This is a genomic window from Mycobacterium paraseoulense (assembly GCF_010731655.1).
Lineage (GTDB): Bacteria > Actinomycetota > Actinomycetes > Mycobacteriales > Mycobacteriaceae > Mycobacterium > Mycobacterium paraseoulense.
In genome coordinates this window covers 909906-929417 of the sequence record NZ_AP022619.1, presented here as the reverse complement: position 1 = coordinate 929417, position 19512 = coordinate 909906, and the positions used below count along the sequence as shown (strand labels likewise).

The following is a 19512-nucleotide window of genomic DNA, read 5'->3' as shown; positions in this document are numbered from 1 at the left end:
GAGTGTTCTGCTTTCGGCCCGCCCAGCCGCGTGTCGATTTCGAACCGGTGACAGAAGAACAACGGTTCAAGACAACGGCGATTTGTCCCGTACCCTTTTCATGGCAAACCTAGAAAGGAAATCGATGAGCGATTCTCTTTCGAGGACAATGGCGCGGCGCGACTTCCTGGCAAAAACGGCTTTACTGAGTGGCTCCGCAATTATCGCGCCATGGATCTCTCCGGTGAACGCGAACGCTGCTCCCATTGGCCCGGCCGCTCTGTCTTCGACGGGTTTCGATCCGGCTTTCGCTCTCAATGTGGCCATTCCCTTGGCTTTCTCCGCGTACAGCGCGATGTCCGGCGGCGCGTTGAACCTTCCGCCGGGATACCAAGCGACGGCACTGATCCAGGGTGACCGTGCTCTCGCGGCCGCATTGGCTGCGCAACACCCCGTGGCAGCAAAAATGGTGTTGCGAAACAACATCTTCGGCCTGATTGGCAATAACCTCTCCACCGGTACCGCATTCGTGGCCTTTCGTGGCACGACCGACCTCGACGACGTGCTCACGGACTTGGACATCATTCCCACGCCCTACGGATTCGTTCCCAAATTCGGCCGCGTGCAGAGTGGCTTTCACGCCGTCTACCGCATGGTGCGCGCCAGCATCGTGGCCAACCTGGGCGCAGCATGCGCGGGATGCACGGACCTCCTGATCATCGGGCACAGCCTGGGCGGGGCGCTTTCCGTTGTCTCCGCGCCCGACATCTTCGCCAACATCCCGCCGAATCTCGCGCCCCGCCTCATCACCTTTGCCGGGCCGAAATCCGGATTCACCGATTTCGTCAACCCATTCAACGAGACCATCACCTCCTGCTACCGAGTGGTGAACTATTCCGATCTCATTCCGCTGCTACCGCCGTGCCCCTACGAGCACGTCGGCGCCGCGATCTACATCAACAGCGGCGGTCTCGGCGCACTATGGCGCCACAGCCTTTACGCCTATCGCCAAGGGCTGCAAAGGTTGGTGGGATGAGCGCCGGGTGACCCCGCCGTCATGGCGCGCGGGGCGAAAGGCTCGCCATCGCATGCTCGGTATTGCACGATGCTGACGTGACCACACAACGGTTGACCGCCGACCAGCGGAACTCATTCGTCGCGGCGTTGTTGGGCTGGACGATGGACGCCTTCGACTACTTCATCGTCGTGCTCGTCTACGCCGACATCGCAAAGACCTTCCACCACAGCAAAGCCGAGGTCGCGTTCGTCACCACGGCCACTCTGGTCATGCGCCCCGTCGGCGCGCTGCTGTTCGGGCTGTGGGCCGACCGCGTCGGTCGCCGGCTGCCGCTGATGGTGGACGTGATGTTCTACTCGGTGGTGGGCTTCCTGTGCGCGTTCGCGCCGAACTTCACCGTGCTGGTGATCCTGCGGCTGCTGTACGGGATCGGCATGGGCGGCGAGTGGGGCCTGGGCGCCGCGCTCGCCATGGAGAAGGTTCCCGTCGAGCGCCGTGGCTTCTTCTCCGGGTTGCTGCAGGAGGGCTACGCATTCGGCTACCTGCTGGCCAGCGTCGCCTCCCTGGTGGTGATGAACTGGCTCGGGCTGTCGTGGCGGTGGCTCTTCGCCCTGAGCATCGTTCCCGCGCTGGTCAGCCTGATCATCCGCTACCGGGTGGAGGAATCCGAGGTGTGGGAGGCCGCCCAGGATCAGATGAAGCTGACCAGCACCAGGATCCGCGACGTGCTGCGCGACGGGGCGATCATCCGCCGGTTCTTCTACCTGGTGCTGCTGATGACGGCCTTCAACTGGATGAGCCACGGCACCCAGGACGTCTACCCGACCTTCCTGACGTCGACCGCCAACCACGGCGCCGCCCTGTCCAGCGCGACGGTCAAGTGGATCGTCATCGTCTACAACCTCGGCGCGATCATCGGTGGACTGGTCTTCGGCACCTTGTCGCAGCGGTTCAGCCGCCGCTACACCATCATCTTCTGCGCGCTGCTGGGGCTGCCGATCGTTCCGCTGTTCGCCTACTCACGCACGGCGGCGATGCTGTGTCTCGGTTCGTTCCTGATGCAGTTGTGCGTGCAGGGCGCGTGGGGCGTGATTCCCGCCCACCTGACCGAGATGTCACCCGACGCCATCCGCGGCCTCTACCCCGGCGTCACCTACCAGCTGGGAAACCTGCTGGCCGCGTTCAACCTGCCCATCCAGGAACGCCTGGCGGAGTCGCACGGCTATCCCTTTGCGCTCGCCGCGACGATCGTGCCGGTGCTGATCGCGGTCGTCTTCCTGACCTTTATCGGCAAGGATGCCACGGGAGTTCGATTCGGCACCGCCGAAACCGCTTTCCTACCAACAGAAGTGACGTGACCGCTAGTCGGCGGTGCTCAGCAGGCGCCGCAGCAGGTGCATCGCCACCGTTGTCGAGCGCTCCCGGATGTCGGAGCGGTTGCCGGGCAGGCGCAACGTGCGGGTGTCCTTCCGGCCGTCCCCGAGCGCAACCGTGAAACACACGGTGCCAACCGGCTTTTCGGGAGTGCCTCCGCCCGGGCCGGCGATGCCGGTGATCGCGACGGCGGTGTCGGCGTCGAACCGGCGCAGCGCGCCGGCCGCCATCGCCTCGGCCACCGGCTCGGACACCGCACCGTGCGACTCGATCAGCGCCGGGTCCACGCCCAGCAGCTCGGCTTTCGCGTCGTTCGAATAGGCCACCACTGCGCCGGCCACGTAATCCGACGATCCCGGCCGGTCGGTCAGCCGAGCAGCCAGCAGCCCCGCCGTGCAGGATTCGGCCGTCGCGATCCGGCGACCGTCCAGCGCCCGGGCCACCAGGTCGTCCACCGTCGAACCGTCTTCGGAGAAGAGCTGCTGAGCGTGCCGGTCGCGCACCAGCTGCATCAGCTTCCCGTAGCTGGCCGCGGCGTCCGGCTCGTAGCGCGTGACCATCTCGACTTCGCCCCGCCGCAGACACGTGGTGATTTCGAGCGACTCGAAACCGGGCACCGATGCCTCGGCGTCGCGCAGCGTCTCTGCCAGACCCGACTCGGGCAGCCCGAACATGCGCACGGTGTCCTGCCGATAGAGCGTCCGGCCGGCGATCGCCTGCTGGGCCGCCGGTGTCTCGATGGCCCGGCTCCACATCGGCTGCAGCTCCCGCGGTGGGCCCGGGAGGACGATGACCGTCGGCGTGCCCGGGACGACGACGCCGGGCGCGGTGCCGACGGGGTCGAGCACCTGCGCTCCGGCGGGAATCATCGCTTGCTTGCGGTTGGCGGCGCGCACCGCTTCGAAGTCGACGCCCTCGAAGCGGGCCATGAGCTTCTTGAGGATGTTCGCGATCTTGTTCTCGGTGTCGTCGTCCAGCACCAATTCACGGCCGCAGAACCGGGCCACCACCTCCACGGTCATGTCGTCGGCGGTGGGCCCCAGCCCGCCGCTGGTGACGATGAGGTCCATGCCCTGCTGCGCCATGAAGCGCAGCTGCGCCTCGATGTCGGCCGGGCGGTCGCCGCAGATGGTGGTGTGGGCCAACTCGACGCCCAGCTCCAAAAGGCGGTCGGCGATCCACGGACCGTTGGCGTCTTGGACGCGCCCGGTGAGAACTTCGGTCCCGGTGACGACGATGCCTGCGCGTGCGCTCACCGCCATGAGCCTACTGGCACGGCCGGAAGGCGGAGCCGAGCCAGGGCATCGCGGTGCGGGACGCCGTTGCGGGCTAGCCGTCCTCGAGGTAGCGCTCGACGGAGGCGATCTTCTGCGTCATCGCGTCGCTGACTCCGGACCGCCAGTCTGCCTTGATCACCGTGCTGACCCGGGGCGCGCGAGCGGCCACCGCCTCGACCGCGCGCTGCACGACCGTCATCACTTCTTCCCAGGTCTGCCCCTCGATCACGGTGAACATCGAGTCCGTCTTGTTGGGCAGGCCGGAATCGCGAACCACCCGGACCGCTTCGGCGACAATCTCGCCGACGCCCTCGCCCACACCCATGGGCGTGACGGAGAACGCGACGAGCACAGACACTCAACGAGCCTACCCAACCCGTCCGGGGGCGGCCTGGCAGCATCAGGGGCCATGCGGGTCTTGGTACAACGGGTCGCGTCGGCGACGGTGTCGGTCGCCGGCGAAGTCGTGGGCGCCATCCGGCCGGACGGTCAAGGCTTGCTGGCCTTCGTCGGCGTCACCCACACCGACGACTCCGACAAGGCGCGGCGGCTGGCTGAAAAGCTGTGGTATCTGCGCATTCTCGCGGACGAGAGGTCCGCCGCCGACGTCAACGCGCCGATCCTGGTGGTCAGTCAGTTCACCCTGTACGCCGACACCGCCAAGGGCCGGCGACCGTCGTGGAACGCCGCCGCTCCGGGCGCGATCGCCGAACCGCTGGTCGCGGTGTTCGCCGATGCGCTGCGGCGGCTGGGCGCCGACGTCCAGACCGGGATGTTCGGCGCGAACATGCGGGTCGAATTGGTCAACGACGGCCCGGTCACGGTGTTGCTGGAGCTCTGACATCGCGACTGCGGGTACGTTGGACACGTCGAATTTTTCGGCCGCTTTGTGACGGGAGGGGCGACCATGAGCACGACGCCCGAATTCGGCTCGCTGCGTTCCGACGATGACAACTGGGACATCATCAGCAGCGTCGGTTACACCGCCCTGCTGGTTGCCGGATGGCGTGCGCTGCATGCCATGAGCCCGCAACCGCTGGTCCGGGACGAGTACGCGAGAGTCTTCATCGAGGCGTCGCGGGATCCGTATCTGGCGGGGGTGCTGGCCAACCCGGGGACCTCCGAGGACGAGACGGCCTTCCCCCGCCTCTACGGCGTGCAAACCCGATTCTTCGACGACTTCTTCGTCGCCGCCGGCGCCGCGGGCATCCGACAGGCGGTGATCGTCGCCGCCGGCCTGGACTCCCGCGCATATCGACTCGAATGGGTGCAGGGCACAAAGGTTTTCGAGATCGACCTGCCAAAGGTGCTGGAATTCAAGGCACACGTGCTCGCCCGGCACGGCGCCAAACCCAAGGCGCCCAGGGTCGAGGTCGCGGCCGACCTGCGCGCCGACTGGTCGAGGGCGCTGGAGGCCGCCGGCTTCGACGTGGAACGGCCGAGCGCCTGGTCGGTGGAGGGAGTGCTGCCCTACCTGACCGACGAGGCCCAGAACACGCTCTTCACCCGGATCAGCGGGCTCAGTGCGCCCGGCAGCCGAATTGCCATCGGCGCACTGGGGTCTCGCCTGGACCACGACCAGCTTATGGCCTTGGAGGCGGCGCATCCCGGCGTCAACGTGTCCGGTGACGTCGATTTCTCCGCCCTGACCTACGAGCCCCAGACCGACCCGGCGGAACGGCTCGCCGCGCATGGATGGGCGGTGGACCCCGTGCGCAACACGCTCGACTTGCAGACCGGTTACGGGATGACCCCGCCCGACGTCGACGTCAAGATCGACAGTTTTATGCGGTCCCAATACATCACGGCGACGCGGTGAGGGGTGGTCCGCATGGCGCGGGTCACCACTGGCACTGGCTAGGGCGTCAGCAGGATTTTGACGTCGTCGCCCGATCGCGACGCCGCGGTCGCGTAGCCCTTGGACGCCTCCGCCAGCGGCAGCGTCGTGGTGAAGATGCCGTCGACGTCGAGGCGCCCGGACTGCAGCAGCGGGATCAACTCCGGCCAGGTGCGCTGCACCGGCGCCGTCGTCATCCGAAGAGTGATGCTGCGGATCAGGCAGCCCAGGGCGTTGAGCGGGAACGGATTCATGTCGTGCACGCCGACCACCGAGACGGTGCCGCCGGGCCGTACCGCGTTGAGCGCGTCGGTCAACGACGCGTCCGTGGCGACGGCATCGATCACCGCGTCCGCGCCGCGGCCACCGGTGGCCGCGAGGATGGTCTCGAGCGCGGGCGCCTTGACGGGCGTCGCTCCCCACCGGGCGGCGCGGTCCAGCCGGCCCTGGACCCGATCGACGGCGAAAACCGTTGCGGCCCCTTGAAACAGTGCACTGCGCAGCGAACACAGGCCGACAGCGCCCAAGCCGATGACCGCCACGGTGCCGCCGTAGGGAATGTCGGCGCGTTGCGCCGCCGCCCAGCCGGTGGCGAGATTGTCGGTGAGCAACAGTGCTTGTTCGGTGCTGATACCTTCCGGCATCTTGAGCAGCTGGAAGTCGGCCGCCGGCACGGCCAGCAGGTCGGCCTGGGCGCCGCCGAGCACACCCCCGCCGAAGATCTGAAAGCCGTTGTGGCACATGACCGGATCGCGGGTGGCGCACCCGGCGCAGGCGCCGCACCCGGTCACCGACGAGACCATGACGGGGTCGCCCACCCGGACCGTGCGCACGTCGTGGCCGACTTCCACGACGGTGCCGATCGCTTCGTGGCCCAGCGCTATCGGGTCCGGCATCGGGAAATCCGCCTCGTAGAAGTGCAAATCCGAACCGCAGATGCCGGCGGCGGTGACCTCGACGATCGCCCCGTCGGGGCCGGGCAGGATGGGATCGGGCCGGGTGTCGACCCGGATGCTGTGTGGCCCGTCGGCGACTACCGTACGCATGGTGGCGCGCTCACTTCCTTCGCCGTACGACGAATTGTGACCAGTCGGGTTCGCGCACCGCGGCCCAGTACTCGTTGAGGCGCCAAGGACTGACGGTGTGGATCTCCCCGTCGGCGTTCTTGAAGTAGGAGTGTTTGACCGCGGGGTGCGCCCACACCATCTTCTTGATCTGGGTCTGGGTGCGCTCATGCCAATCGGTGGCGGCCTCGGGCTTGGGTTCCAGCGAGTGCACGTCCGTGTCGGCCAGCCGCGCCAGGCACTGGTCGATGTAGCGCATCTGCAGTTCGGACTGAAAGATCAGGCTGCCCCCGTGCGCCAGGTGGGTCCCGGGCCCGTAGATGATGAAAAAGTTGGGGAACTTCGGCACGGTGATGCCGAGGTAGGCGTACGGCCGGCTCCCCCACAACTGGTGCAGGTCGACCCCGTCGCGGCCGGTGATCTCCAGCGGCCGCAGCACGTCGGTGTGCCGGAAACCGGTGGCGTACACGATGATGTCGACCTCGTGCGTCACACCGTCTTCCGTGACGATGCCACGGGGCGTGATGCGCCGGATCGGTGTGCGCACCAGTTCCACGTTGTCTCGTTGCAGCGTTTGCAGCCAGCTGCCGTTGTCCTGCAGGGTCCGTTTGCCGCAGGCCGGATAGTCGGGCATCACCTTGCTCAGCAGCTCGTCCCCTTCACCGACCTGACTGGTGATCCACTGGGAGAACATCATCTGGGCGGCCGCGTTGATGTCGCTCACGGCATGGTCCTGGTCGGCATAGTCCGGATCGCCCTCCGCGGCGTCCAGGCCCTTGTCGGAGCCGGGCCAGAGCACGAGGAAGCGGTACCACCGTCCGTAGTACGGCAGGTGGCGCATCGCCCAGCGCATGCCTTCGCCGACCTCGTCGTGATACATCGGGTTGGGGAACATCCACTGCGCGGTTCGCTGAAACACCGTGAGGTGCTCGACTTTCGGGGCGATCGCGGGGGCGATCTGGAAACCGCTGGCGCCGGCGCCGACCAGCGCGACGCGCTTGCCGCCCACATCGACGGAGTGATCCCATGCGGCGGAATGGAACGAAGGGCCCGCGAACGTCTCGGCCCCGTCGAGGTCGGGAATGTTGGGCCGGTTCAACTGACCGACCGCGGTGATCAGCGCGCGGGCGCGTACCGTGCGCGTCCGGCCGCCGGCGCCGCGCAGCCGGATTCTCCAGGTCGCGTCGTCGTCGACCCACTCGGCGGCCAGCACTTCCGTGTTCCACTGCACGTGCCCGGCCAGGTCGTGCTTATCCATGACCTTGGTGAAATAGTCCTGGAGCTCGTGTTGCTCCGCGAAGAAGTGTGTCCAGTCGTTGTTGGGTTCGAAGCTGTAGCAGTAGAAGTGGTTGGCCACGTCGACGCGGGCGCCGGGATAGCTGTTCTCCCACCAGGTTCCACCCGGCCCGGGGTTCTTCTCCACGATGGTGAAGGGAATGTTGGCCTGCTTGAGCCGGATTCCGGCCAGGATGCCCGATTCGCCACAGCCGACGACGAGAACCGGGACGTCGGCGGCGCTTTCGGGCGGCAGGGCCGGCGGGCGGCGCGGATCGACGGCGTCGAGGTCCATCTCTTCCAGGACCAGGGGCAGGTAGTCGTCGGTCACGTGCTCGCAGGCCGCCCAGTCCATCATCTCCCGGATAAGGTCGAGGCTGAGTGGCCGCGGCTCGGGGCAACCGCGGTCGCGGTAGTCGGTGATCACCGGCAAGGCCGCCGCCCTGGCGCGCGCCTTGTCCTCCTCGGACATGAACCCCTGGATCTCGTTGAGGAAGACTCCCATCTGCTTGAAGTCGCGGATGAAGCGCGGGTCGCCGGTGATGTGCACGAGCGAGAGCAGCAGCGTCGGAATGCTGACATCGGCCAGGGCGGCCTCGATCTCCGCCGTCGACGTGGTGAAGGGAACGCCGGCATAGGCGCTGCGCATCGAGCCGATCCTCTCGGTGAACGGGGCCGCAATTACGCTACCAGCGGTGTCGTAATTGGCAGCACTACGCTACCCGCTGGCGAGGGAGCGGATCAATAGCCCGATCGCTACGGCGCGTCAGCGTCCTCGTCCCTGCGTCTTGCGCACTCGCCGCCTATGTGGTTCTTGCCGTTAATCCATAATGCGGCTCGCCACCAATCAGGTGAGAGCCGTCGCCGGTGATGTCTCGTGTCCAGAGTTCCGTAACGGCCACCGAAATGTCGCTACGGTCGACGGTATGGGGAGCGGCTTGTGATCACGTTGGACCGCTTAGTGAATGTGTTGGGCGATTACGGAGTCCGCCTTAAATGGTCATCTGTGCCGCGGTCGACGGAATTGCGCAGCGTCGTCATCCACGAGTCCGTCGGTAGCCGCGCCGTCGTCGGCGATGTCTTGTTGGCCATCGGTGCCGACACGGTGACCCAAGCTGTGCATTGGGCAACCTCGGCTCGGGCCACCGTGGTGCTACTGCGCGGCGACGGCCAAGAGATGACCTTCGCCGGTGCGTCCGACCTCGCGATCATGGTTGTCGACGAGGAGATGGCCTGGAGCGAGGTGGCGGCGGTCGTCTATGGGCTGGTGCTAGAGGGCCGTGAGACAGAGTCCGGTCGTGGTCCCACCGATTTGTTCGCGCTGGCGGACAGTTTGGCCGACGCCATCGGCGGTGCACTGGTCATCCACGATCGGCTGTTGCGGGTGCTGGCGTATTCGCGGCAACAGCAGGACGCGGACTCTGCGCGGGTCGCGACAATCCTGGAACGACAGGCACCGGAACAGCTGCGCGCATTATTCGAGGCCCGCGGGGTCTTCGCGCACCTGGCGGTCTCCGACGATCCACTGTTTGTCGCCGAGGACACCGAGCAGGGGATGACCGGCCGGATGGTGGTGGCGGTGCGCTCGGGACGAGAACTCCTCGGGTCGGTGTGGGTCGCGTGCTCGGCGCCGCTGGACGGGGTCGCGCTCACCGCCTTGGCCGACGGCGCGCACACGGTGGCCTTGCATCTGCTGCGGTCACGAGCCAGCGCGGACCTGGAGCGCCAGGTCGAGTCCGAACTGGTGATCCGGTTGTTGGAGGGCTCCGCTGACGCCGCCACGCTGGCCAGCAGGCTGGGCCTGCCGCACAGTCAGTTGCGGGTGATCGCACTCCAGGCGTTCACCAGCGCCGAACGCGATGCCCCTCTTCTGTTGGCGTTCGAGCGCGCCACCACCGGGTTCGGTTGGTCACGTCCAGGCCGCAGCGCCTTGGCAGGCAACACCGTCTACACCGTGCTTCCCGGCGACCAGGTAATGACGGCCCGACGCTGGATCACCGGCTTGCGGGCAGCCCTACCCGAGCGGGTAACCGTGTTGGCCGGCATCAGCGGGGTAGCCGAGGTGGCGGACCTCGCAGCCGCCCGCCACGAGGCCGACGAGTGCCTCGCGCTGCACGAGGCGACGTCGCGGGCCACGCCTCCTGCTTACGACGAGTCATGGGATGAAATCCTGCTGCAGCGGCTGCGCATCGGGTCGCGGTCAGGCCGGTCCCCCGACCGTGGACCGGTGGCCGAGCTGCGTCGCCACGACCGCGCCAACGAGACCGACTACGTGGCGACACTGCGGGGCTGGCTGGAGGCCCAGGGCGACCCGGTCGAGGCCGGTCGGCGTTTGGGAGTACACGAAAACACGGTGCGATACCGGCTACGCAAGATGGCCGAAATCACCGAGCTGCCGTTGGACGACGCCCGAAAGCGGCTGGCCATGATGATCGACCTCGCGGTCGCGGACAACGATTAACCGTCGACGCTATCGAAATGCAACAAAAGGCCGCGACGCCATTGTTGAGTTTCCGCAAAGCCTGCCGGGCCCACCCACGCCACGATGAAGCCATAGCGACCCGCCGACAGGAATCAACCAATGACTATCCCGCATCCCAATTGTGGCCGGCCGACGAGCCATCGGTCGGACGAAGATACGGCGCTGGACACCTTTACCGTGCGCTTGCCGCGGTGGCGATTTGCGCAACTATTTGGCTTCAACCCACTGGTACGCATCAGAGATCGAGTCGAGGCGCTCGTTGTGGTGCTGGCCGTGGTCATCTCGGTCGTCGCCGTGCCGATCGCCGCCGCCGTGGGCACCGTGGTCTACGACTCCCGCAGCCGCCAATACGCCGAGCGGGCCCAGATCAGCCGCGTGGTCACTGGGACAGTCACCAGCCTCAAGGTCGCCTACCACGAATCGCTAGGACCGACTATTACCGTACTTGCCCGATGGGTTGATGGCGGGACCGAACACACCGGCGCAGTGTCGGCGCCTCGGGGAGTCAACATCGGTGATTCGATTGACATCTGGGTGGGTGAAGACGGTTCGCATGTCGGCCCACCCCCCGCCACCGCCGGCGACGAGGCAGTGGCGGCCGCATTATTGACCTGGTTCAGCGTGGCCATCGCGGCAGGCGTGCTGGTCGCCGGTACCCGGGCGGCCTTTAACCGGGCCCGCCACGCGCAATGGCAAAAAAGCTTCGACAATCTGGTCGTTGACGGCGACGGGCGCACCAACCAGCGCTAAACCCACTACCCGTTTCGTCGCCGCGACTTCCCCGCCGCGGCGTCCGGGGCGAGCCCGAGATTCGCAGTATCGGCTTCCAGGCCACGATCACGACATCCGCGTTGTCGGATGGCGACAATCGACCACCGCGGTGTTGTCCGGTTCTGGCAAACACTGCAGCTTCCATTCACGCCACCATGGGAATTGACGACCAAAGTTCACGCCGAACAGGCAACCCGAAGCCCCTGCGCGAGTTCGACCCGCTGCACCGAAAACGGACGCTGACACCTCGCGATAGCCGCGGGTTCAAACGCGCCGGAATTTGCCCACCACGGGCCCTGCGAGTCGTCAGTGGCGGCTGCCCGCATTGGGCCCGCCCCTGACGACACTCCTCGACAAGAGAAAGGACACCACTCAAAATGAAAATGACTAGTACCGAACGCATCTGGATGACGCGACGGGACTACGCGCGACTGCACAATGAGCTCGCCGCGCTGCGCTCGCGGCGCAGTATCGAAGTTCCCGACGACTTCATGGATTATGACGCGAATCTCGTCGCGGGCTACCCGGCGCGACGAGCACGCATATGCGAGATTCAGGATCTGCTGACCAACGCAGTCGTCGGTGAGGACGCCGTCGGCGCCCGCATCGCCGAACCGGGCATGGTTCTTACCATCCGCTACGACGCCTCCGGCGAGACGGAAACCTTCCTGCTCGGCCGGCGTTTCGGCGAGGGCGCCGACGTCACGGTCTACTCGACGCTGTCGCCGCTGGGCCACGCGATCGCTGGCGCACGTCCTGGCGAGCAGCGCATCTACCCGCTCCCCGACGAGAGGGGACGGCTGGTGACGCTGCTAGAGGCCGTGCCCTACGAGATGTACGTGGCGAAAAACCCCGGCCACTGGCCGCCACCGCGACGCAACGGTGACCCTCGGGCACCAGGGGCCACCACAACGACGGACAAGCAGCCGGAACGAAGTAGGCGTCAACGACATCGCGTCGCGGCGTAGATCGGGTGGCGACATCAGCGACCAGGCGTCATTTATGATGTGCCACAACCATATACGCCGCATATTGGCATTCACCAGCCGTTCAATCTTATATGGCTGACGGCCCCGCCGAGGCAGTGGTGATCGCATGATGTTCGAACTAATCGACCCGGTGGCGATGGTGTTTCTTCTGATGGCGGTGATCGGCCTCATGATGGCCGTTGCGTACGGGCGAATGTAGTCGCCGACGAAATCGATGGTGCCCAATGTCCCCCACAGCTGGGCTGCTGGTGCACGCGCGGCGGTCGCACCGGGTACGCCTGCAGTCGGGGCTGCCGTCTACGACGGGGCGGCACCACGAAACGTGTCGTGGCGCGTGAACGTGGCGGTGCGCATCGAGAACGAGGCCAAGCTGATTCCACTTCGACACGGTCCTGAGAAACAATGGATTCACGTCGAGGGAGTGCTCCCAGTGAGCCGGAGATGGAGGAGCGTCATGGCCTCGTTGCTCACGGCCTGCGCCGGGTTCCTGCTCGCCGTCTTGTGGATGGATCTGATATTCGACGTGCAGGTTCTCCGGTTTCGTTCTGCGCCGGCCGATCTGCCCGAGCCCGTGCTCGCATCCGTCGCGGCTTACTACCACCGCGCCACCACCACGTCCCGCCCGATGAACCGGCTCATCGCCCTCGTCATGGTGATCCTGTTGGCAGCGTTGACCTTCCAGTCCGCCCGCGGCCTGGAACCGTGGTGGCTGCTGGTGCTCTCGGCCGTCCTCGCGGGGATTCCGATCATGCTGGCCTTGACGCAAACGGTTCCCGACGCGGTGCGACTCGGGCGCCGGGTGGACGATGCGCCCGAGCAGGCGCGGCTGGCCAGGTCGGTCTGCCGGGATCATCTCGTGTGCGCCGGCTGCATGTTCGCGTTCGTGGTGCTGTGGGTTGCCCACAGCGCGGCAGTCTGAGCAGCCAGCGACGGGTCGTAGTGACGAAACGCAGGTCAGGACCCGCTGGCCACGTCAATGGGGTCCGTACTAAACTAGAACACGTTTCAATTCGGCCGGGTCCCAGGAGTAGGCATGCACACCGCCATCTGCGATGAGCTAGGTATCGAGTTTCCGATCTTCGCGTTCACCCACTGTCGTGATGTCGTGGTCGCGGTCAGCAAGGCCGGGGGGTTCGGCGTGCTCGGCGCGGTCGGCTTCACCCCGGAGCAGCTCGAGATCGAGCTCAACTGGATCGACGAGAACATCGGCGACCACCCGTACGGGGTCGACATCGTCATTCCCAACAAGTACGAGGGGATGGACTCGCACCTGTCCGCCGAAGAGCTGGCCGAAACGCTGCGCAAGATGGTGCCCCAAGAGCACCTGGACTTCGGCAAGAAGATCCTCGCCGACCACGGCGTGCCGATCGAGGACAGCGACGGCGACAGCCTGCAGCTCCTCGGTTGGACCGAGGCGACCGCCACGCCTCAGGTCGAGGTGGCGCTCAAGCATCCCAAAGTGAAGATGATCGCCAACGCGCTCGGCACCCCGCCGGCGGACATGATCAAGCACATCCACGACGCCGGACTCAAGGTGGCCGCGCTGTGCGGCTCGCCGTCGCAGGCACGCAAGCACGCCGACGCCGGCGTCGACATCATCATCGCCCAGGGCGGCGAGGCGGGCGGGCACTGCGGCGAGGTGGGCTCCATCGTGTTGTGGCCGCAGGTGGTCAAGGAGGTCGCCCCGGTGCCGGTGTTGGCGGCCGGCGGTATCGGCAGCGGTCAGCAGATCGCGGCGGCACTGGCGCTGGGTGCCCAAGGGGCGTGGACGGGCTCGCAGTGGCTGATGGTCGAGGAATCCTCGAACACCCCGGTTCAGCAGCAGGCGTACGTGAAGGCGGGCAGCCGCGACACCGTGCGCAGCCGGTCGTTCACCGGCAAGCCGGCCCGCATGTTGCGTAACGACTGGACCGAAGCGTGGGAGCAGCCGGACAACCCGAAGCCGCTCGGCATGCCGCTGCAGTACATGGTGTCCGGCATGGCGGTGCGGGCAACGAACCGGTACCCGAACGAGAGCGTGGACGTCGCGTTCAACCCGGTCGGTCAGGTCGTCGGCCAGTTCACCAAGGTGGAGAAGACGGCGACGGTCATCGAGCGCTGGGTGCAGGAATACCTGGAGGCGACCAACAGGCTCGACGAGCTCAACGAGGCCGCCTCCGTCTGAGGGCCGCTAGATTTCGTCGTCGTCGACCTCGTCGCGGCCGGTGAGCATCTCTTTGGTGCGGTCCACCGCGTACGTGCCGATGTCGATCGAGTTCTGAACGATGCCGCTGGCGCCGCCGGCGATGTCGCCACGGATGATGTCGCTGGCGTGTTCCACGATGTCGGAAGCCTTTTCGACCGCGTTGGTCGCGATATCCCTGGCCGCGTCGACCGCATCCTTCGGGGTGAAGCCCATCTCGATCTCCTCTAGTCGCAGGACGGTTGCTATGACTCTAGCCCGGCCGGGCTGCGCTAGTAGTTCACCAAGGTGCGCCAATAGGATTCGGGGACCTCGGCGCCGGACCGCAAGATTCGGGCCAGCCCGACGGCCATCGCGATGCCCAGCAGGCCGAGCCACAGCCCGGCCACCCCGATGATCCCCCACAGCACCGCGGTGATGCTGGGCCACGGCGACAGCACGGCGAGAACCGGCGCGAAGAAGAAGCCCGTCCCGATGTACCACGCCGAGCCGGCACGATCGGACGCGAGGACGAACCGCAGCCAGCGCGGGACCGGGGTCTCACCCGGCCGGCTGTCCTCCATGGCTCAGCCGGTCATCCGGCCGGCGGGAAGAACCCCGCCCCGGTGAACCATCCCTCTTGCCAACCCCGCTCCCCTAGGCACAGCATGGGCAGCCCGCGATCGGACTGCGCCGCCGCCTGCGGCCCGGGGCACTTCGCCCCCGCCTGCTGCACGCCGTACAGCGGGTACGAGATGACCCAGTACCCGGTGGTGGCCGCAGGGAACTGGTTGGGCGGCGGGAAGTGGCACGCCTCGGCCTGGCCGCTGGGGCCTCGACCGAAGATGAAGCGCTCGTAGTTGTCGCACGGCGCGCCCAGCGACGCCTGATAATTCATGCCCGGCACGTCGCCGTCGTACCCCGCGGCCGCGCACGGCGCCATGCCAATCGCGATGCCCGCTACAGAAGCGGCGCTGAGCAGTTCCCGAATCATGTTCCACCCCGCCTGTCGTCGCCGGTGACCTGCACCAAAGCATATCCATCGGGGTGCCCGCCACAAGACCGTATCGGCCGGCCGGGCGCGGAACGCTGAACACGTTCCAATTCGGCCCCGGCGATCTTGCCTCAATGCTTCCCAACCGTGGTGCGGCAATGGTTTATTTGCACAAAGACGACTAGACCACTTCGTCATCGAGGAGCGGGCCATGCCAACCGTCGAGCCAACCGCCAAGCCGGTCCCCAACCTTCCGCCCGGATTCGACTTCACCGACCCGGACGTCCACGCCGAGCGGCTGCCGGTTGAAGAGCTGGCCGAGCTGCGCCGAACCGCGCCGATCTGGTGGAACGAGCAGCCGATGGGGGCGGGCGGATTCGACGACGGCGGCTTCTGGGTGGTGTCCAAGCACAAGGACGTCAAAGAGGTTTCGCTGCGCAGCGACGTGTTCTCCAGCCTGCAGAAGACCGCGCTGCCACGCTACAAGGACGGCACGGTCGGCGAGCAGGTCGAACGCGGCAAGTTCGTCCTGCTCAATATGGATGCACCCCAACACACCCGGCTGCGCAAGATCATCTCGCGCGCCTTCACCCCCCGAGCCATCGAGCGCCTGCGCGGCGACCTCGCCGAGCGCGCCCGGCGCATCGTGGAGGAAGCGGCCGCCGAGGGGCGCGGTGACTTCGTCGAGCAGGTGTCGTGCGAGCTGCCGTTGCAGGCCATCGCCGGGTTGATGGGCGTGCCCCAGGAAGACCGCAAGAAGCTTTTCCACTGGTCCAACGAAATGGTCGGTGACCAGGACCCCGAGTTCGCCAGCAACGACGCCATGACCGCGTCCGTCGAACTCATCATGTACGGCATGCAGATGGCCGCCGAGCGGGCCAAGAATCCGGGCGATGACCTGGTCACCAAGCTGGTCCAGGCCGACATCGACGGCCACAAGCTGTCCGACGACGAGTTCGGTTTCTTCGTGATCCTGCTCGCGGTGGCCGGCAACGAGACCACCCGCAACTCCATCACCCAGGGCATGATGGCCTTCACCGATTTCCCCGATCAGTGGGAGCTGTTCAAGCGGGAGCGTCCCGCCAGCGCGGCCGACGAGATCGTCCGGTGGGCCACCCCGGTGACGTCCTTCCAGCGCACCGCGCTTCAGGACTACGAACTGTCGGGCGTGCAGATCAAGAAGGGGCAGCGGGTGGTCATGGTCTACCGCTCCGCCAATTTCGACGAGGACGTGTTCGACGACCCGTTCACCTTCAACATCCTGCGCGACCCCAACCCGCACGTGGGATTCGGTGGCACCGGTGCGCACTACTGCATCGGGGCGAACCTGGCGCGGATGACCATCGACCTGATGTTCAACGCGATCGCCGACGGCATCCCCAACCTGGAGTCGATCGGAAAGCCGGAGCGGCTCCGGTCGGGCTGGCTCAATGGGATCAAGCACTGGCAGGTCGACTACCACACCGCCGGCGCGGCGAAATGACCTGTGGCGCACTAGGCTAAGCCAATGCCGACACATCAAGCCGTCCGGATCCAGTCCGTGGGCGGCCCACTCGAGCTCGCCGATGTCGAAACAGCGCCGCCCGGTCGTGACGAGGTGCGGATAGCGGTCACCGCGTGTGGGATATGCGGCACCGACCGTGCCTTCGTGAACGGCGGCTTTCCGAACATGTCGTGGCCGTTGACCCCGGGGCACGAAATCGCCGGGAGGATTGCCGAACTCGGCGACGGCGTCGAAGGGTTCGCGGTCGGCGACCGGGTGGCGGTGGGCTGGTTCGGCGGCTGCTGTTATCACTGCGATCCGTGCCGCAAGGGGATTTTCATCCACTGCGCGAACGGTAAGGTGCCGAGCTGGCACTACCCCGGCGGGTACGCGGAGTCGGTGACGGTACCGGTCAGCTCGCTGGCACGCATTCCGTCGGAGCTCTCCGATGTCGAGGCCGCGCCGATGGGCTGCGCGGGCGTCACGACCTACAACGCGCTGCGCCACACCAAGGCGTTGCCCGGTGATCGGGTGGCGATCCTCGGCGTCGGCGGGCTCGGCCACCTTGGCCTGCAGTTCGCCCGCGCGATGGGATTCGAGACGATCGCGATCGCGCGCGGCACCGGCAAGGCCGAGGACGCAAGGAAATTGGGCGCCCACCACTACATCGACTCCACCAGGCGTGACGTGTCCGAGGCGCTGCAGGCGCTGGGCGGGGCGACCGTCGTCCTGGGCACCGCGGGCAACTCGCAGGCCATGGCCGACACGGTCGGCGGTCTGGCGCCTCAGGGCGAACTGGTGACCATCGGCGTGACCCCCGATCCGCTGCCGATCAGCCCGGTCCAATTGATCACCCCGGGGCTCAGTGTGATCGGTCATCCCTCCGGCACGGCGAAAGACGTTGAAGACACCATGCATTTCGCGGTCCTGTCCGGTGTCCGGGCCTGGGTCGAGGAGTTGCCGCTCGCGCAGGCCGTCGAGGGCTACGCGGCGTTGGAAGAGGGCCGCGCGCACTACCGCACGGTGTTGACGATGTGATGGCATTCCGTCCGTGAGCGAGCTATGGACCCTCACCCCATCCGACGGTGAGTTGTCGATCCGCACCGGCGTCACCGGCAGGGCAGCGCGGATGGGCCATCGGCTCACCATCGCGATGACGCGCTGGGAGGTCACGGTGGCTTGGGCGGGCGCCGAACCGCTCAGCGCGGAGTTGGCCGTCGAGGTCGGCTCTCTCGAGGTGGTGCGCGGCGAGGGTGGGGTCAAGGGCCTGTCCGGCCCGGAAAAGGCCGTGGTGAAATCGAACGCGTTGAAGTCGTTGGACGCTGGCAGGTTTCCCGAGATCCGTTATGCCGCAGAGACCATCGAGAAGGCCGCCGACGGGTACCGTCTGACCGGCAAGCTGCACATCCGCGGCAAGTCCCGAACGCACGTCGTCGATGTGCGCACCGAAGATCTTGGTGACGCGTGGCGGATGACGGTCGAATCCACGGTTCGGCAAACGGATTACGGTGTCAAGCCGTACTCACTGCTGATGGGTTCGCTCCAGGTCGCCGACGACGTTTCGGTGTCCTTCATCGCGACTCATGCGAAAGACGCCTGAGCCGCCGGCCCGGCGCGGGTGTCAGGGCTGCGGCTGGGCGGGCGGCTGCGGCGCCGAATCACCCGTCGGGTCGCCGGCGTCGGCCGGTATGTGCTGGAGCACTCGGGTCAGGTAGGAGTGCTGGCCGTTGGGGTCCGGCTGCTGCACGTCCGGCGCGGCGGATTCCGTGATCGGTTCGCTGACAGGAGCTTTCGGCTGCGGTGTCAGCGGCGCGACGACCGGGGGCGGCGGCGCTACAGCCTCAGCGATCTGTGTTGGCGGCGTATGCACCGCGTGCCGCGGGGCGGCGTTGCTGGCCGGAGCCAGCTGAAAGCCCACCGCGAGCGATATCGACGAGACGAAGGTGAGCACCCCGGCGGCCAGGGTGGTCACGGCCCCGGTGTACGGCATCTTGCGCGGTGCCGTGGGCGTGGTGACCGGTACCCCGGGGTGCACGACCAGTTGGTCGTCGGTGAACTCGGTGCTCCGGGCCGCAGCGAGCGCCGCGCCCCGCGCGATGGTCACCTGCGCCATCGATTGCACGAAAACCGGTACGGGCAGCGTATTTTCGAGGTGCCAGGAGAAACCGTCGATGTCGCTGTGCGCGCCCACGACCACAACGCCGCCCGGCTGCCATCCGTTGCGGTCGAACATGCCGGTCAGCCAACGAGTCAGCCCGTCGAAGCCGCCGCGTACCCGCTTGGTGGCCGTTTGCGTTTCGCCGCCGTGGGTGTCGACCATGACGACGGCCGTCGAGTCGTGTTCGAGGATGCAGACCGCGGTCTGCTCGTAGCCGATGACCGGTGCGATGGCCTGGGCCAACGTCTCGACGGCTTCGAGTTGCCGGACGGGCACGATGTTGTCGAAGCCCGCGTCGGTCAGCACTTCGAGCAGCAGGGCGGCCTGCGCGGATGCCTCGTCGCTCCAGGTGACCCCGATGATCCGCAGCCGATGGTCGCTCGCGGCCGCCTGCGCTTCCACCCGCGCGATCTCGTCCGCCACTTGCTCCGCGGTACCGGCGGCGCGCGCACCGCGGCCGGCGTCCAGCGCCAGCTCCCGATGATCCAGGATGGTGCCGTCCGCGCCGTGCCCCTCAGCGAGCACCCACCCAATAGCGGTCGGCGTCACTGACAGCCCAAGTACCGTGTCCAAACTCATGCCCCAATCGGCCCCGGACCTCCGACACCCTCAGACGCACCCACGCGCACCAGAAAACCCTGGTGAGGTGG

Annotated in this window: 20 protein-coding genes; 12 read left to right on the top strand and 8 right to left on the bottom strand. The window is 66.8% G+C overall.

Features of this window, described 5'->3' with window-relative positions; genetic code table 11:
• Window positions 1-124 precede the first annotated feature (124 nt).
• Both G6N51_RS03980 and G6N51_RS03975 read left to right on the top strand, forming a co-directional pair.
• Window positions 125-1015 (top strand): lipase family protein, encoded by an 891-nt coding sequence (locus tag G6N51_RS03980; protein ID WP_232078190.1) that lies wholly within the window; start codon window positions 125-127, stop codon window positions 1013-1015.
• Window positions 1016-1092: 77 nt separating this feature from the next.
• Window positions 1093-2355, top strand: coding sequence for a sialate:H+ symport family MFS transporter (locus G6N51_RS03975; RefSeq protein WP_163750642.1), 1263 nt, complete (start codon window positions 1093-1095; stop codon window positions 2353-2355).
• Between the two features lie 3 nt (window positions 2356-2358).
• Here G6N51_RS03975 and G6N51_RS03970 read toward each other — a convergent pair whose 3' ends face one another.
• Together G6N51_RS03970 and G6N51_RS03965 are read right to left on the bottom strand one after the other, a co-directional pair.
• Entirely contained in the window at window positions 2359-3627 is a 1269-nt protein-coding gene (locus G6N51_RS03970; RefSeq protein ID WP_456299254.1) for a competence/damage-inducible protein A, read from the bottom strand.
• 73 nt (window positions 3628-3700) lie between these two features.
• A complete protein-coding gene (locus tag G6N51_RS03965; RefSeq protein WP_083173086.1) occupies window positions 3701-4006 on the bottom strand; it encodes an MTH1187 family thiamine-binding protein in 306 nt (101 codons plus the stop codon).
• A 51-nt stretch (window positions 4007-4057) separates the two neighbouring features.
• Here G6N51_RS03965 and dtd point away from each other — a divergent pair, with 51 nt between their 5' ends.
• Together dtd and G6N51_RS03955 are read left to right on the top strand one after the other, a co-directional pair.
• The gene (dtd, locus tag G6N51_RS03960) at window positions 4058-4489 is read left to right on the top strand and encodes a D-aminoacyl-tRNA deacylase (RefSeq protein WP_083173085.1); all 432 of its coding nucleotides are present in this window, start codon (window positions 4058-4060) and stop codon (window positions 4487-4489) included.
• A 66-nt stretch (window positions 4490-4555) separates the two neighbouring features.
• Window positions 4556-5467: a class I SAM-dependent methyltransferase gene (locus tag G6N51_RS03955; RefSeq protein WP_083173084.1), complete on the top strand. Its 912-nt coding sequence runs from the start codon at window positions 4556-4558 to the stop codon at window positions 5465-5467.
• Window positions 5468-5505: 38 nt separating this feature from the next.
• Here G6N51_RS03955 and G6N51_RS03950 read toward each other — a convergent pair whose 3' ends face one another.
• Both G6N51_RS03950 and G6N51_RS03945 read right to left on the bottom strand, forming a co-directional pair.
• The gene (locus tag G6N51_RS03950; protein WP_083173083.1) at window positions 5506-6531 is read right to left on the bottom strand and encodes an alcohol dehydrogenase catalytic domain-containing protein; all 1026 of its coding nucleotides are present in this window, start codon (window positions 6529-6531) and stop codon (window positions 5506-5508) included.
• A 10-nt stretch (window positions 6532-6541) separates the two neighbouring features.
• A complete protein-coding gene (locus G6N51_RS03945) occupies window positions 6542-8473 on the bottom strand; it encodes a flavin-containing monooxygenase (RefSeq protein WP_083173082.1) in 1932 nt (643 codons plus the stop codon).
• Window positions 8474-8764: 291 nt separating this feature from the next.
• Here G6N51_RS03945 and G6N51_RS03940 point away from each other — a divergent pair, with 291 nt between their 5' ends.
• The 5 genes from G6N51_RS03940 (at window position 8765) to G6N51_RS03920 (ending at window position 14230) form a co-directional block, all read left to right on the top strand.
• The gene (locus tag G6N51_RS03940) at window positions 8765-10285 is read left to right on the top strand and encodes a PucR family transcriptional regulator (protein ID WP_083173081.1); all 1521 of its coding nucleotides are present in this window, start codon (window positions 8765-8767) and stop codon (window positions 10283-10285) included.
• A 120-nt stretch (window positions 10286-10405) separates the two neighbouring features.
• Window positions 10406-11056, top strand: a complete 651-nt coding sequence (locus G6N51_RS03935) for an Rv1733c family protein (RefSeq protein WP_142275055.1) — start codon at window positions 10406-10408, stop codon at window positions 11054-11056.
• A gap of 428 nt (window positions 11057-11484) precedes the next feature.
• On the top strand, window positions 11485-12045 hold the full coding sequence (locus G6N51_RS03930; RefSeq protein ID WP_408632571.1) for a GreA/GreB family elongation factor: 561 nt from the start codon (window positions 11485-11487) through the stop codon (window positions 12043-12045).
• 475 nt (window positions 12046-12520) lie between these two features.
• Entirely contained in the window at window positions 12521-12985 is a 465-nt protein-coding gene (locus tag G6N51_RS03925) for a hypothetical protein (protein WP_083173118.1), read from the top strand.
• Between the two features lie 114 nt (window positions 12986-13099).
• Window positions 13100-14230 carry a nitronate monooxygenase gene (locus tag G6N51_RS03920; protein ID WP_067276101.1) on the top strand — a complete coding sequence of 377 codons (1131 nt, stop codon included), beginning with the start codon at window positions 13100-13102 and terminating at the stop codon, window positions 14228-14230.
• A gap of 6 nt (window positions 14231-14236) precedes the next feature.
• Here the strand turns inward: G6N51_RS03920 and G6N51_RS03915 are convergent, their stop codons facing one another.
• The 3 genes from G6N51_RS03915 to G6N51_RS03905 are packed head-to-tail and all read right to left on the bottom strand — an operon-like array spanning window position 14237 to window position 15221.
• Window positions 14237-14464: an Rv1893 family protein gene (locus G6N51_RS03915; RefSeq protein ID WP_083173080.1), complete on the bottom strand. Its 228-nt coding sequence runs from the start codon at window positions 14462-14464 to the stop codon at window positions 14237-14239.
• A gap of 56 nt (window positions 14465-14520) precedes the next feature.
• Complete coding sequence (locus G6N51_RS03910; RefSeq protein WP_083173079.1) at window positions 14521-14811, bottom strand: hypothetical protein; 291 nt, start codon at window positions 14809-14811, stop codon at window positions 14521-14523.
• 11 nt (window positions 14812-14822) lie between these two features.
• Window positions 14823-15221 carry a hypothetical protein gene (locus G6N51_RS03905; RefSeq protein ID WP_083173078.1) on the bottom strand — a complete coding sequence of 133 codons (399 nt, stop codon included), beginning with the start codon at window positions 15219-15221 and terminating at the stop codon, window positions 14823-14825.
• Window positions 15222-15432: 211 nt separating this feature from the next.
• Here G6N51_RS03905 and G6N51_RS03900 point away from each other — a divergent pair, with 211 nt between their 5' ends.
• From G6N51_RS03900 to G6N51_RS03890, 3 genes are read left to right on the top strand one after another with little or no spacing between them, the layout of a single operon-like run.
• Window positions 15433-16704 carry a cytochrome P450 gene (locus tag G6N51_RS03900; protein WP_083173077.1) on the top strand — a complete coding sequence of 424 codons (1272 nt, stop codon included), beginning with the start codon at window positions 15433-15435 and terminating at the stop codon, window positions 16702-16704.
• Window positions 16705-16728: 24 nt separating this feature from the next.
• The gene (locus G6N51_RS03895) at window positions 16729-17742 is read left to right on the top strand and encodes an alcohol dehydrogenase catalytic domain-containing protein (RefSeq protein ID WP_083173076.1); all 1014 of its coding nucleotides are present in this window, start codon (window positions 16729-16731) and stop codon (window positions 17740-17742) included.
• A 13-nt stretch (window positions 17743-17755) separates the two neighbouring features.
• Window positions 17756-18304 carry a YceI family protein gene (locus G6N51_RS03890; protein WP_083173075.1) on the top strand — a complete coding sequence of 183 codons (549 nt, stop codon included), beginning with the start codon at window positions 17756-17758 and terminating at the stop codon, window positions 18302-18304.
• 21 nt (window positions 18305-18325) lie between these two features.
• On the opposite strand, the gene G6N51_RS03885 is transcribed toward G6N51_RS03890, so the two are convergent.
• The gene (locus G6N51_RS03885) at window positions 18326-19435 is read right to left on the bottom strand and encodes a DUF7159 family protein (RefSeq protein ID WP_083173117.1); all 1110 of its coding nucleotides are present in this window, start codon (window positions 19433-19435) and stop codon (window positions 18326-18328) included.
• Between the last annotated feature and the right edge of the window lie 77 nt (window positions 19436-19512).